Below are 13,700 nucleotides of genomic sequence, written 5' to 3'. Positions count from 1 at the left end.
CGGCTGTCGTGTCAAGGCGAAGAAAGCAAAGATTTTAGATGATATCAGGAGCTTAGTTCCTATGGCTGGCTAAGCAGTGAGCTCGAAGGACCGGCACCATCCAGGGCCTTCAAAAAAGCAAGTAAGTCCTGTTGCTCCTGCGTATCGAGGCCGAGGTAGCCAATCTCGCTATCTCCTGGATAGCCAGCGGGATCCCCTCCACGACTGAAAAACGAAACGACATCTTCCAGCTCGGTGATATGGCCGGTGTGCATAAACGAGGGTCGTAGACTAACGCATCTCAGCGGAGGGGTGAGAAATGCACCCTCCATGCTCGACTCAAGCGCCGATGGCAAACGTTCATCATAGCCATCACTGAACTGGCCGAGAGTATTAAGGGGATCGCTAAGCAGCGTTTCAAGTCCAACGATGGCGCCTCGGTCATCTGCATCAACAAAAGCTACGGCAACCCGTCGAGGCTCTAGACCGACATTGTGAAACGCATTGTCGCTAAGAAGAGGTCCAGAATGGCACTCAACGCACTTACCCGTGCCAACAAAGATTTTGGCGCCGCGCTGAGCAGACAGACTCAATGCTGAGTTATCGCCACTGAGCCATGCATCAAAGAGACTCGGCCCACAACGAAGTTTGCGTTCGTATGCGCTGATGGCTTTACCAAAGTTTATCACAACCTCTGTTACTGCTGTTTGGTCGGCTTCGCTCATGCCATCGAACTCGGCACCATCCCCAGGCATTCCATGGCAATTGATGAATTCACCCACGGAAAAGTCGCAACCTGTTTGTTCCGCATCCAAGGCCGCAAAGCGATCTGTGTCATCGAGCGGTGGCAACGGTCCAAAAACCGCTTCATAATCCGGTTTGTAGTGTTCCCAAATTTGTTTGGCCACAAAGAGCCTTGAGCTGTTCATTTCTCTCGGGGATTCAATCACGCTGAAGACTTGGCTATGCAGAGAATCACGTCTGCCGTCCCACATCATCAGCTTGCGATGTCCGACCTCGAGTAAACTTGGTGTTCTTCGCAGCACCCAGCTTGAGGCCAATGAAATCTGTTTGCCTCGGCTGCGACTGTCCGAAAAGCCTGCTTCCGGAAGGTGACACCCTGCACAAGACACCTTGCCAGTCTCACCAACCAACCCGAGTGAATCACTTTGGCCATCCCCGTCGCTGTCGATTCCGTCGTTGTCTGCATCAAGCAAGCGACCCGAAAAGATAGGATCAAAGAAAAAACGCTGGCCTAGCAAAGCTGCGTCTGCATCATCGGCATAGGCATTGCTAATATCGGGAGGCGCTTCAAGGTCTTCGCTGTAAAACAGCTGCTGAAGCTGGGTGCTTTCTTCGTCGTTTAGCTCAATTTCTCGAGGACTACTTCCGCAAAAAGCGAGCGTACTTACCAGGCAAAGCCAGGCACAGCATGTTAGTTTCGAACTTCCCATGAACCTTCCACGCAAGGAATGTGCTCATTCCATTGAGGCAGCACACTTCGGTTCTTGAAACCAAGATTATCAAAGTGACGATTGGTTTGCGCAAAACCCACACGCCCTAGGTATTCATGTGGACCATAGACCACACCTTCGTCAATGCCCGAGTGATAAAGCACGGTACCAAAATTGACCGAAACGTCGCCCGCAGGCAGCCCATCGCCGGGCAATACCGAACAGGAATAAGGCTTGTTTTCGAAAAATACGTACGCATGCGTCGTTGATAAGAACAAATCAAACTTGCCACGACGATCAAAAGCCGCAAGCTCTGCCGGGGCATGTTGTGGCGCCCAGGGGCTGGTATCATCTTCATAGTCACTTAGTTCTCGGCCGTAAACAGAAAGCATGGGGCACTGGTTGTTAACGTCCCAAGTGCGATGGTCACAATATTGAAGTTGAATCTCGGTGCGATCGCCGAATGTTTGCAGCACGACGGTCTCTCCTTGTTCAAGATCGCGCTGAATCGGAGGTGGCAGCGTTGATACCATCAATTGCGGATACCGTCTGCCCGTCGAGGCCAAATCGGCTTCCATGCTGACGTGCAAATACGAATCACCGCTTACCATCGCCATTTGCAAGGGGGCAAAACGAAAGCGGCCGTTAACACCGCCTTCCCGATCCGCAAAGGCAACCCAAAACTCGCCTTGCATCGTGCCAAAAAGTCGTACGGGATTATGTGTGTTATTAAAATCCACATCGTAAAGCTCAGAGCGCAAATGCTCGTTGCCGTTGTTGTAGTCTTCATCGATCAATTCAAATTGATCGGGCGTGATGGGGTTAGCAAAGCCATCAAACCAATCCATGTCTGGATCTGGAGCAGGCTCAACCACCACTGCAGCGCGCGCAATAGGCTGCGGACGGTTTGATGCATCGAACTGGCCATTGACAAAAGCTTCGCCGGTGCTGGACTCTGTTTGCAAAGTCGCGATCGTTGTATAGCGCAGTACGTGATCAACAGCCTCATGGTCCTGCGGTGCTAAGAAAGCTTGAAATGGGCAGCCCTCATCAAGCGCTTCAACAATAAGGGTGGTGCGCTCAGTGAGACCGGGCCACTGCAGCTCCCAAATAGGCGAGTTACCTTGATGCAAAATGCGCTGATAACGCGCCTCTCCAGCAGCAAGGACATCGTGAATATCAGCATTTCCATAGAGCACTCGATGAAGCGCCACTGTATCCGGTTGCGCTTCTTTATAGATCGGAAAGAGTGTTTCGATTGGCTTGGCATCATCATCACCACTTCGTTGTTCATACTCCGGACCTTCCGCCAGGAGCAAAACAAAACGGCGATCTTGAGAGTAAGCCTGTCGGTTGCTCTCATAGCGATAAAGTGTGCTGGTCTGTTCACTGCTCGCGCTGGGAACGTAAAAAACTATGCCATCATCACGCCACCCTAAAGCTATCAGTTCATCGCGCTTATTTTTATCGGTGGTGTAGTAGCGCAATCGTTCAGCATCAAAATACGATCCGGTCACAGTATCTGCACGTGCATTGGGATCGCCCAGTGCATAAACCGGCATGCGGCCATCACCTTCAAACAAATAAACGTAACCAAGCAGGCTCTCATTTTCGCTACGATCGTAGAAATGAACTTCTCCGGAAATCCCTCCTTCAAATTCGGGCAGTGGACGATCCCCTCCGCAGCGATAGACCGCATTTTGAATACTAAGAGCACCGTTTGAATCCACCATCACATCGCTTTGTTCAGGCTGCACGTAAATGCGGTAGTCACGCCCTGCAGCGTCACCTTCAAAGCTAACAATTGCGGTATCACGACGCACCCTGACCGAAACACCCTGCAAAGCAGCAACGCTAGGCAAATACTCAGGGATGGCGCAATCACTTTCACACACCACACCAGCACCGTTACCATCGTTGAGCGGTGGACCATATTCATCGTTGTTTGATGAAGAAGATGAGCTGCACGCGCCGAGCATTAAGGCTAGCACGATCAGAAGACACCAAAATCGCATAAAATTTCCTATGGGGCTACAAGAAAGTATTCCAGCAACAATGATAGACCTATTCGTTTCATGCAAGCCGTTTGTGTATTATGCAAGTTGTACGACAAAAGCTCGGTTCCAGCTTTCTTGACACGGAAGTACGCCAAGTTCGCGAATTAAATTCGGGATAACGGTGCTATCTGCAGTCGGATTTAGCCATAGATGCTCAAAACTACCCTACGACTCGCCGATGCGATGCACGATCAGGACCAATTTATAGGGTTGGATCCGCAGTTCTCGTGTATTCGATACCGTCCCAAGTTAAAATCCCCGAACGTGGGTCATAAAACCCCGAGTAACTGTTATCGTTTGTGCTGATGTTTCCGCCGATGCAGCTATAGTCCTTCCCTTCCATAACATCGCCATAGCTCCAACGCAGTCGGCTTTCAGTGAAAGATATTGACCAGTGACACGAGCAATCTTGTTCCAGAAGACATAGGCCACACTCGTATGTGTTCACCGATTCGAAAACAGCACCGCTAAGTTCACATGCTGCAAAATCACAGAGTGCATCGGTTGCGATGGGTGATACGCACCAAAGCACCGAACCACATACAATCTCGGGTGTGCAAGCAGAATCTTCCGGACAACCTGTCTGTGAATTGGCTTCGACTTGATCGTCGCTGCAAGCAGGGAACGCAAGGCATGTAGTTAGCTGTTCCGTAAAATGTCCACACCATACTTCGCGATTACAGGCGCTTGCTTTGTAGCAATAGTCCGCTTCCGAACAAGCGGCTTTGCTTTCATAGTTTCGATCGCCTTGCGCACAGTGCGGAATGTCCGGGCACGACTCGCATTCATTTGTGTTGCTACACCAAATTTCTTGGGGACATGCTTTAGGAAAATAAATTGAATTATATCAATTGCTTACAAACCCGATCGCGGAACCGTTGTACTTATCGACGGTTTCGCGATCGGGTTTGTAATTGCTTGTGATCGTTTGACTATTTAGATCAGAGCATGTCCCCAAGCAGGGATGACGGAGGTCAGTGCTACTTTTGTTTAGAACAGAATTAGATACGGTAGACCCGCAGGGGGTGTCTCACCAAAGATCCTTTCATCTTAAACAACAGCAGCACGATGAAACAAATGGCAAATAATTCCAAAAAACCTGACAATTCTGTCATTAAAGCAACAAAAAAGGTGACAGATGTGGCAAGTGAGCTGGATGAGATATTTCGAAAGGCTGGGCGTAAGGAGCGGGCTGTTTATGAAAAGCGTTATCTGAAAAGCGCGCTTGAGTTTTACGGTACGGGGGTTCCCTTTGTACGCAAGCAAGCCAAGATGTTTTACAAGGCGCATCCGGACTATTCACACGACGAACTCTGGGCGCTTGTTGATGTACTTTGGCGCAAAGACAATCATGAACTCAGATCGTTCTGTGTTGCACTGCTTGAACTCTTTTCAGATCGGCTTTTGGCAAGCGATCTTAGTCGAATTAAAAGCTTGCTTATCCAAAGTGCCGGCTGGGCGCTCGTGGACTGGCTTGCTACAGGCGTGCTCTCAGTGATGGTTCAGCGCTATGCAAGCGCAAGACGCAGCATGAAAGTTTGGGCTAGACACGATAACTTTTGGATTCGAAGAAGTGCGCTTCTAAGTCTTTTATCTGAGCTACGTTGTGGCGAGGGCGATTTTACTTATTTTGAAGAACTTGCAGTGCCCATGCTGCAAGAAAAAGAGTTTTTCATTCGCAAGGCGATTGGCTGGATCTTGCGTGAAGTGTCCAAGAAAAATCCTGATCTAAGTTTTGGTTTTCTGAAGCGTCACCGGCAAACTGTTTCTTCCTTGACCTTGCGCGAAGGATCAAAGTATTTGAGCCCAAGACAAAAACAGGCCTTGAACATATGAAAAGCGCTGCCGGCATGGTCAATGGACGTGTTTTCGAATAGGGTTTTTGAATGCAACGATCAATGCGCTTTGCAAGCTTGAGCTGTGTGGGTGTAGTCATTGCTGTTCAGTTTTTTTTGTGCATCGCTTTTGCGCATGGTTTTAGTCCAGAGCATGCTGATCTACGGATTTCTGGAAAACAAGTGGATCTTGTCATGACACCCACGGCCAAGCGTTTTGCATCGTTTGATGTCAATCACGACGGCTATTTTCAGTCTCAAGAAACACAGGCTTCACGTCGTGCCATGCTCAAGGATTTTACCAAAAAACTTGAACTAAAAGACGAAAAAGGTCAGCTGGGTAAACTGCTCTTTTCTGATTTAAGTACGCCACATGTCCATAACCATCCTGAACGCGGTGCGAGTTATTTGCGAGTGACTTTGCGGTATCTATGGAAAAGAGAGCCAAAGGCACTTGTGATCACGCTCAAAGGTGATGATGGCGAGACTTACCGGCTAAGTGCATTTCGTTTTTCCAAAGAACGAAACCGACATGAGCGACGTTTAATTGAGGGTCCGGTGCACCATCAACTTGCGGGCCACAAAGCATTGCGAGTATTTTTTGATAACCAGAGGGAAAAACGTGAGACGACACCTTAAACAACGTTTTGGTATGGCTACGATGCTCGTAGGGCTGATTGGCTTTTCGGCTTGTGGCGATTCGAAAAGTCCTATCGCAGGCTCGGATGGCGGTCTGAACGATGCAAGTGCGAACGATGATTCAGACACAACAGTTGTTGATTGCGATGATGTTGGCACGGTAAGCACCGCAACGCCAACACCGCAAAGCAGTTCGGATACGAGTAACTTTAACGTCCAACCCCTAGCTTGTGAACTTACAAGTGCAGCGCTTGGATGTTCCATTGGAACTCAGCATCAATACCTTGAAAGCATTTCTGGAAATAAACGCCTGATTACCGCCAACGGTATTCCCAACCATGATGTTGGTGAATTCCCAAACAATGACAATCCCAACACCATTGCAGCTCAAAGTTATAATTTCGAAGTGCCCGTTTCTCCGTCAGGGAAGGGTGAAGATTCCGAACTTACTTTTGGGATAGCGATCAGCGGCGTTGTTTTTGAGCCCGGCACAGCCGAGATGTGGCGAGATAACCCAGATTGGCGCTATGAAGCCCTGCGTTATGCGGATGCGCCAGACTATTTTCAAGTCAACGGTGGCAGCGATACGACTATGCATCCAAACGGACTTGGAGTGGATTGCAATTTCGCACATGTGCAACCCGATGGTTCCTATCACTATCACGGGATTCCAACGGGTCTGTTGCCAAGCAGTCCTGCGCTAACTTTTGTTGGGTGGGCAGCCGACGGCTACCCGGTGTTTGCAAAGTGGGGCTATGAAGACGCGAATGATGTGCAAAGTAATCTTATCGAACTTAAATCAAGCTATGCACTCAAAAACGGAACGCGTCCATCAGGAAGTTCTGGTCCCGGTGGCAGCTACGATGGCACCTTTGTTCAAGATTGGCAGTATGCAGAGGACTCAGGTGATTTAGATGAGTGCAACGGTCGTACGGGTGTAGTCAGTGTTAACGGTGAGCAAATGACTACTTATCATTATTACCTCACTGAAACCTTTCCCTACATCCCACGGTGTTATCACGCGAGTCCCGACGATTCGTTTGCGCCGGATCCGGGAGGAAACAACACCGGTCAGCTTCCTTCTTGCCCACCAGGGCAAACTTCCATGTGTTGTGGTGATGGATACTGTGCAGGCCCTGAAACGCCAATGAATTGCAGTGCGGACTGCTAGTGTTCATGTGAATAAGTTTTTGTTCGCTGAAACGCTTGCTATTCAGGTGTTTTGAGCTTTTAAATGATCAGTATATGCGATCTAAATGGTTGAATATCATTGTACTTGGGCTGTTGGTTTTTGTGCTTAGTTGCGATGACGGCAGTACGAGTTCAAACGAGGATGCCTCGGTTGACGTTTCTTCTGATGTCGTGGACGTGAGCGATGCGGCTATCGATGTTGGAATTGATGCCGCATCAGTACCCTGTGGCGATACGACATGTGCACCACCGATGCAGTGCTGTAATCCTCTTCAAGGCGCGTGTGTCATGCCCGGTATGGTTTGTTTGCAGTAAGACAAAAGAGCTGCATTGAATAAAAGCAACAGCTTTGCGTTGAGTATTTAGAAGCTAAAATGGTCGCCGAGTTTAAGAACTTCCAAAGAAGAGCGAGAGAACTTTGCAATTTCTTTTTCGACCTGGGCTTGGAACACCGGTTTGATGTGAAAAAGCATGACAGGCAGATCGGGATGCGAATGCAGCTTTTTAAGTTCTTCTGCCAAAGTTATGGGCGTATGATGACCTGAAGCTTTTGCAATGCCTTGGTGATCGTTTGGAAAGGACACTTCCATAAGCAACCCTTTTAGATTCTTTTGTTTTTCAATTACTTTCCACAACCGTTCGGTCGGACCAGTATCGCCGCTGTACACAATAGAAGAGTTACCGTCGTCCACGACAAAGGCCGTTGTCTCAATCGTGTGGTGAACTGGAATCGTTTTGACATCGAAGCCAGCTATTTTTTGAGATTTTTCCGGCTCCAGGACTTTAAAAACAACAGTGGGACCATCTTTTGTATTAATTTTAGTGAAATCAGGCCAAAGCTTGCCGTTGAAAAAATGAGTGCGCAGCGAATCAATCGTTCCTTGTGAAGCAGCAACCACAATAGATGGACCCCCTTGCTGAAAACGATTATCGGCAAGCGTAGCAAGATCCCGCACGTGGTCCATGTGAGCGTGACTGACTAAGACCGCTGCAATCTTCTGTTGCTCTTCTAAGGTGAGCATGCTGGTCAAAGCGCCGGCATCAAGTACAACTCGCTTATTCAACATAAAAGCGGAGGTACGGTGCACTTTTGTTTCCCCACCGTGGCAGCCCAATACTGTGAGTTCGATTGTCACTAGAGCCTTAGCTTAGCAAGCCCGAATCCCAACGGTCAAAAGCTCGGTATTCTTTTTGGTTTTAAGGGACTGCCGCTCAACGGTGAACCGAGCCAATGCGCGGAGATTCTTCCGAGGAGCCAAAACCAGAGCTTCTAGCTTCTTGCGAAAAAACGTCGTCATTTTAGTGACGGAAGCCATTTTAGAGCAGTCTTTTAGATTGGGAGTTTCGCTAAAAGAACGGTGTTTATGGCATTGTGTGTGTCCGTGTTATATACCGCGGAATTCCCTATGCCAAACAGAGTTCGTTCTACAACACCTTCGTCCACCGAAAAGCCTTTGACAGGCAGTGACTCGATCCGAAGTGTGCATTTTATTTCCCTAGGTTGTCCGAAAAACCGTGTCGATACCGAGGTGATGCTCGGCGTCTCTCAAGGTGCAGGTTTTATTCATGAAAACGATGCCAAAAAAGCTGAGGTCATCGTCGTCAACACCTGTGGTTTTATCGACGCTGCAAAAGAGGAATCGATCGATACCATCCTTGAGATGGCGCGCTACAAAGAAGAAGGCAAATGCCAAAAGCTTGTCGTTACGGGCTGCCTTTCGCAGCGTTATCCGGAAGAGCTCGCAAATCAGCTGCCCGAAGTCGACCATTTTCTTGGCTCGAGCGACATGCTCAAACTCAAGACAGTGCTTTCATCGACACCGCCTCGCATGCTTGTGGGCAACCCAATGGATTACGTCTATCGGAGCGATGATCCGCGCGCTCTATCGTCTAAACAACACAGTGTGTGGGTGAAGATAGCTGAAGGCTGCAATCGTTATTGTAGTTTTTGCGCGATTCCCGGTATTCGCGGCAAACAACGCTCACGTCCGGTTGCTGACGTAGTTCAAGAAGTAAGCCGACTGGTAGCTTCGGGCAGCCGTGAGATTAACATCGTGAGTCAAGATACCATTGCGTACGGCCGAGACCTGCAAAGTAAAAGTTCGCTCGAAGAATTGATAGTCGCGTTGGAGGAGGTTCACGATCTTGCATGGCTGCGTTTGTTTTATCTGTATCCCGAAAAAATGACGGATCAGCTAATTGAGCTTTTTCGGCAGAGTAAAAAGTTGCTTCCTTATGTTGATATGCCGTTGCAACACGCCAGCAATCGAATGCTGCGTTTGATGAGCCGAGGGCACGGTGGACAGCGTATTTATCGGGTCGTGGAGCGACTTAAACAAGAAATACCGGATGCGTGTTTACGTTCGGCGTTTATTGTGGGCCATCCCGGCGAGACCGATGCGGACTTTGATGAGCTGAAAAAATTTGTGAGCTGGGCCGAGTTCGATCATGTGGGCGTGTTTTTATTTTCCAAAGAAGATGGCACGCCGAGCTCCGTCTTAAAGGAGCAAGTCCCAAGAGAAGTTGCAAAGCGGCGTGCAGCGGAACTCATGGCGCTGCAAAACGATATTTCCAAGCGCAAGTTGCGTGACTATATCGGCAAAACCCTTGAGGTAATGGTCGAAGGACTGAGCGATGAAAGCGATCTTCTCTTGGAAGGAAGACATCGTGGCCAGGCTCCCGATATCGACGGCAAGGTTTATCTTGCCAATGGCACTGCAAAGGCAGGCGATATCGTACAAGCCCACGTTACGGACGCTGCAGATTATGATTTGCTTGCGGATATTATCGACGGCGGGTCCAAACCGAGGCACTTGCCCATTCTTTAGCTGATGTGAACATCTGGACGCCGTTGTGCTTTTATTTTTACAAAGCGTGCACACACCTGTGTCTTTTTTGTCACAGTTGTGCCGTCTTTGCGACACTCATTGCCAATTGCAGCCTCATTATTCTCGGAAAATCTGTTGGTACGGATTTTGCTGAGAGTGAGCCAGCTTGCTTATCACTAACTTGAAAGGAAACAGGCGTAGCAATGACAAAAAAAATATTCTCGGTGGGCTTGGCGTTTAGTCTGAGCATCGCAGCATGCAGTGATGATGAACGTCCGCTCAGCGCTGAAGAGGCGACTGACAGTGTTAATACCATGCTTGATGCGCACGGCGCTGGCCTAAAGAACGCACTTGCCGTGACGAACGAAGGGCTCTTGCAAAGTCTATTTCAAGTGCTCAATGGTGGATATTGCGATGGAAGTACGATCACAAACACGCCACGTCTAGCTGAGTCAGCTTGGGGTGCGATGGACGTTGAGGAAGAAGCCTTTGATCTTCAGTACGCCGAGCAAGCAAGTTCCAGTCAGGTTCGCTACACCGTTGGCCCTGAAATCCATTGCCGCGCGTACACCAATCCTTCTCCCTCGTACAATGATTGCGCAAGCGAGCTTGAGCAAAACCCCGTGGTCTGGCTCGTTCGTTCTCCAGAAGAAGGCAAGCTTCATGTAGAGTTGCTTTTAGGTGCCAATGAACATCGCGTCCTTAAAATTGATCTCGATGAAAACAACATCAGTGGCGAGATTGATCTTGCAGTGCTTGCTAAAGCCGAGCAAGAGTTTATTCATGTGATCGATAGTGACCCGCCTCTTGCGCTAGAAGCCAAAGGCAAGATTGGATTCTCAGTCGCCCGCATCGAGGACGGTGTCTACACAATTAACGTTAATGTTCTTTCTGACATCGAAGTGATAGCCCCAGGACGCAATGTTCCCGACACGGAGTTTCGTCTTGCTAAGGCGGTTCCCGCTCTTGTTTTGGAAATGAGCCAACCGGATAAGATTTTTAGGACAACTGCAAGTTTTGCTGACTTTGAATTGATTGTCCCGGAAAACGACTACTGCGATCCTACAACAAAAGATTGCGCCTCACTTAAAACCATTAACGTAAATATGTCTGGTTTGAGTGGTGTGCTCGAGATTGATGGTATCGATGAGCAGATCCGTTTCACGGACGTGTCGATTGGCAATCAGAGTGCTACGGCTGTTTATGGTGAGAATCCCGTAGTGGATGTTGCGTGGAATACTGATAGTGAGGGCAAGTTCTCGGGCAGTCTTGAGATGGTGGATGAAGGCCTAAAGCTCACTCTTGAGCCAAAGCTTGATTTGGCAGCTGCCATCAGCTTATCGGAAGTAGCAGGTTCGGATGCACCAGACTGGCTTCAAGATCAATTGTTTGAAGTCATGATTGGCGGTCCTCCCAAAGCAGAGCTGCTCATGCCAAAGCAAAATGGTTGCATCGAGTTTAATGGTATTCCAGAGATAAAGGTCCTTGCTGGTATGATAGATGCCACGGAGACAAATAACACCAGCTCTGAGCTCTACTCGCTAAGCGTAGCGAGCGATATGTGTATGGTAGGCGCTGAAAATCCCGGCTCTGATTTTTTGTTTTCATACTATGAAGAAGGCAGCTGTAACTAGATTTGTAATGCTGTGATAAAACCCACGGTTCAACAATGAACCGTGGGTTTTACTTTAAGCTTACCGTTTGTATGCAGCAAAGGTGTGGTTCTGTGCCTACTTGAGCATACTCGTTTAGTGTCGTTGACTGGCAACAAAGAGCTAATGGGCCTAATATAAGTGAGGATTATGAGTGGCCTGAAAATTAGTTTGATTTTCGCTTTTTTTCTGCTTTTTTCCTGCAGTAAGGGCAGCCTTACTTTGATTGGAAAAAGCTGTCCGTGTGTTACCGGCTATGTCTGTGACGAGAGAACCAATACGTGCGTAGTTGCCCTGGAAGATACCGGTGTACGCGACGCGGCGCAGGACAGTTTTATTCCTCTTGTCGATGCTGCCACACCAGACGCATATGTGGATCCAGGTCCTCAGTGTTCTGATGATCCAGTTATGGGCACAACGGTAATGCCCATCGATAATACAAATTGCGACGAAGCGCCTTGGGATGTTCAAACCGTATTTTGTCTCTCAGGAGACAATAGTGGCGGGCACGCTGCCTGTAACCAATGGCAGACAATAACCGTAGGCAATGGAACAAGCGCAACGGTCATCGATCCAAAATATCGTGGTGATGGTTCAGAGCAGTACACGGTTTCAACGGATCAAGTAGCTTACCGTGTCGTTTTCAGTCATACAGGTACGTGTAACTTGTTCCCAAGCGGAAGCGATGAGCTGTATTTTAGGTTCTATGTTAATCTGCCTTCAGATTGGAGTTTGGGTGCTACACTTTTTCGTTTGAATGGCTTTCGAATAACATTAGATCAAACAGCAAAATTGGGAATAAAGTGGGTCAATCCTGACGCTACTGGTGATGAACTGTTTGATCACAGTCTCACTTTAGACGCATGGCAATGCGTTGAAATTCATGCATCAAGCGTGACGGATACGGCAGACCTTTGGATTAACGATGAGTGCATCGCACATGTTCCTTTCGATGCTGCAAGCATAAGTCAAGGCACCGATCTTCAATACGGCATACTAGAACAGATACAGCCAGCTGCAAGTTACCCTCAGAGTATAGTTTTTGATGAAGTTATGGTTGCTGATTCAAGGATAGGTTGTGATTAGTTCTGAGAGTATAGAGACAAAGCCCAATTGGCTGTTTCTTCTCGTTATAGTAGTTTTTTCAGTTGCCTGCGCTCGAAGTATCGATTTGAGCGCTCGGTCATGCCCATGTGTTGAAGGTTTTGTGTGCGACGAGAGCAGAAACATTTGTGTGCTGCCTGGTGATCTCAATGACGCATCGATAACCGCAGATGGTGCACAACAAGATGCTAACCCCGATACATCGATACAGGATGCCGCCGTGCCGATCCCTGCAGTGTGTTCCGAGGGTGATGCTCCAATGCTTGATCCCAAGCCTTTTGACGCGACGGCGTGTGATGATGGCACACGTAGTCTAGCGTTTTGCCGATCGGTAGATGACGGGGGGGAAACCCATGCAACTTGGCTTAGCAATGCTGTCGGAGGGTCTATGCAGGTGGAAACCTCCCAAGTGTATCGTGGGACAAATGCGAATAAGTTCTCAGTGTCGAGCTCACGTGACACCGTTTACGGATATCCAGAAATAAACGGACCTTCCGATGCGTTCTACAGTGATGGAACGACAGATATCTATGCCCGCGCGTATTTCTATTTCCCAAGCGGATGGAATACAGCTACGGATTTGCTTATGCTGAGGCAAGGTGGGGGAACCGGCAACAACGATATTGCTATTCGCACAAACACCAACAACAAAATAGGCTACTTCAGCTTAACTGGAACTTACGGTGGAAGCAGTAGTCGTGATGCCTATTCTGACTTTGCCATTCCCATAGAGGTATGGAGTTGCCTGGAAATCCATGCTTCATCATCCGATGAACGCGTCGATGTATGGATGGACGACGTTTGTATCGGTTCTTGGGATACTGGCGGCCGTGTTGATATGAAATACTTTTCGATTCAGTTGGGATTTATAAATCAACTTGATCAAGCTGACAGCTATCCGCAGACTTTCTACGTCGATGAGATTATGGTCTCGGATACACGTATTGGTTGTGACTAAAGT

The 13,700-nt window shown here is 48.4% G+C and carries 12 protein-coding genes; 8 read left to right on the top strand and 4 right to left on the bottom strand.

Annotated elements, in window-relative coordinates; translation table 11 throughout:
• Nucleotides 1-59 precede the first annotated feature (59 nt).
• The 3 genes from IPJ88_03185 to IPJ88_03175 all read right to left on the bottom strand — a co-directional run bounded on the left by IPJ88_03185 (nt 60) and on the right by IPJ88_03175 (nt 4,022).
• Nucleotides 60-1,433 (bottom strand): hypothetical protein, encoded by a 1,374-nt coding sequence (locus IPJ88_03185; protein QQR90756.1) that lies wholly within the window; start codon nt 1,431-1,433, stop codon nt 60-62.
• Nucleotides 1,415-3,448, bottom strand: coding sequence for a hypothetical protein (locus tag IPJ88_03180; GenBank protein QQR90755.1), 2,034 nt, complete (start codon nt 3,446-3,448; stop codon nt 1,415-1,417). Before IPJ88_03180 ends, IPJ88_03185 begins: the two co-directional genes overlap by 19 nt.
• A 244-nt stretch (nt 3,449-3,692) precedes the next feature.
• Nucleotides 3,693-4,022 (bottom strand): hypothetical protein, encoded by a 330-nt coding sequence (locus IPJ88_03175; protein QQR90754.1) that lies wholly within the window; start codon nt 4,020-4,022, stop codon nt 3,693-3,695.
• A gap of 608 nt (nt 4,023-4,630) precedes the next feature.
• On the opposite strand from IPJ88_03175, the gene IPJ88_03170 reads away from it, so the two are divergent.
• From IPJ88_03170 to IPJ88_03155, 4 genes are all read left to right on the top strand, one after another.
• Nucleotides 4,631-5,326 (top strand): DNA alkylation repair protein, encoded by a 696-nt coding sequence (locus tag IPJ88_03170; GenBank protein ID QQR90753.1) that lies wholly within the window; start codon nt 4,631-4,633, stop codon nt 5,324-5,326.
• Between the two features lie 50 nt (nt 5,327-5,376).
• Nucleotides 5,377-5,964 (top strand): hypothetical protein, encoded by a 588-nt coding sequence (locus IPJ88_03165; protein QQR90752.1) that lies wholly within the window; start codon nt 5,377-5,379, stop codon nt 5,962-5,964.
• A complete protein-coding gene (locus IPJ88_03160; GenBank protein ID QQR90751.1) occupies nt 5,948-7,135 on the top strand; it encodes a YHYH protein in 1,188 nt (395 codons plus the stop codon). Before IPJ88_03165 ends, IPJ88_03160 begins: the two co-directional genes overlap by 17 nt.
• Before the next feature lie 74 nt (nt 7,136-7,209).
• Nucleotides 7,210-7,470 carry a hypothetical protein gene (locus IPJ88_03155; protein QQR90750.1) on the top strand — a complete coding sequence of 87 codons (261 nt, stop codon included), beginning with the start codon at nt 7,210-7,212 and terminating at the stop codon, nt 7,468-7,470.
• Between the two features lie 47 nt (nt 7,471-7,517).
• Here the strand turns inward: IPJ88_03155 and IPJ88_03150 are convergent, their stop codons facing one another.
• Nucleotides 7,518-8,285 (bottom strand): 3',5'-cyclic-nucleotide phosphodiesterase, encoded by a 768-nt coding sequence (locus IPJ88_03150; GenBank protein QQR91950.1) that lies wholly within the window; start codon nt 8,283-8,285, stop codon nt 7,518-7,520.
• A 276-nt stretch (nt 8,286-8,561) separates the two neighbouring features.
• Here IPJ88_03150 and rimO point away from each other — a divergent pair, with 276 nt between their 5' ends.
• From rimO to IPJ88_03130, 4 genes are all read left to right on the top strand, one after another.
• A complete protein-coding gene (gene rimO / locus IPJ88_03145) occupies nt 8,562-9,983 on the top strand; it encodes a 30S ribosomal protein S12 methylthiotransferase RimO (protein ID QQR90749.1) in 1,422 nt (473 codons plus the stop codon).
• Between the two features lie 203 nt (nt 9,984-10,186).
• The gene (locus IPJ88_03140; GenBank protein QQR90748.1) at nt 10,187-11,617 is read left to right on the top strand and encodes a hypothetical protein; all 1,431 of its coding nucleotides are present in this window, start codon (nt 10,187-10,189) and stop codon (nt 11,615-11,617) included.
• A gap of 168 nt (nt 11,618-11,785) precedes the next feature.
• Entirely contained in the window at nt 11,786-12,721 is a 936-nt protein-coding gene (locus IPJ88_03135) for a hypothetical protein (GenBank protein ID QQR90747.1), read from the top strand.
• Nucleotides 12,714-13,697 (top strand): hypothetical protein, encoded by a 984-nt coding sequence (locus IPJ88_03130; protein QQR90746.1) that lies wholly within the window; start codon nt 12,714-12,716, stop codon nt 13,695-13,697. Before IPJ88_03135 ends, IPJ88_03130 begins: the two co-directional genes overlap by 8 nt.
• Nucleotides 13,698-13,700 lie beyond the last annotated feature (3 nt).

It is taken from the genome of Myxococcales bacterium, from assembly GCA_016699535.1.
In the GTDB taxonomy this organism is placed as follows: Bacteria; Myxococcota_A; Polyangia; order Polyangiales.
Note: the sequence above shows the minus strand (reverse complement) of the source record. Positions and strands in the feature narration are given on the sequence as shown.

Bases quoted from the DNA above. Each gene is read 5' to 3' on its own strand.
- IPJ88_03185 (QQR90756.1), bottom strand. From the start codon at position 1,433: ATGGGAAGTTCGAAACTAACATGCTGTGCCTGGCTTTGCCTGGTAAGT.
- IPJ88_03180 (QQR90755.1), bottom strand. From the start codon at position 3,448: ATGCGATTTTGGTGTCTTCTGATCGTGCTAGCCTTAATGCTCGGCGCG.
- IPJ88_03165 (QQR90752.1), top strand. From the start codon at position 5,377: ATGCAACGATCAATGCGCTTTGCAAGCTTGAGCTGTGTGGGTGTAGTC.
- IPJ88_03155 (QQR90750.1), top strand. From the start codon at position 7,210: ATGCGATCTAAATGGTTGAATATCATTGTACTTGGGCTGTTGGTTTTT.
- rimO (QQR90749.1), top strand. From the start codon at position 8,562: ATGCCAAACAGAGTTCGTTCTACAACACCTTCGTCCACCGAAAAGCCT.
- IPJ88_03140 (QQR90748.1), top strand. From the start codon at position 10,187: ATGACAAAAAAAATATTCTCGGTGGGCTTGGCGTTTAGTCTGAGCATC.
- IPJ88_03135 (QQR90747.1), top strand. From the start codon at position 11,786: ATGAGTGGCCTGAAAATTAGTTTGATTTTCGCTTTTTTTCTGCTTTTT.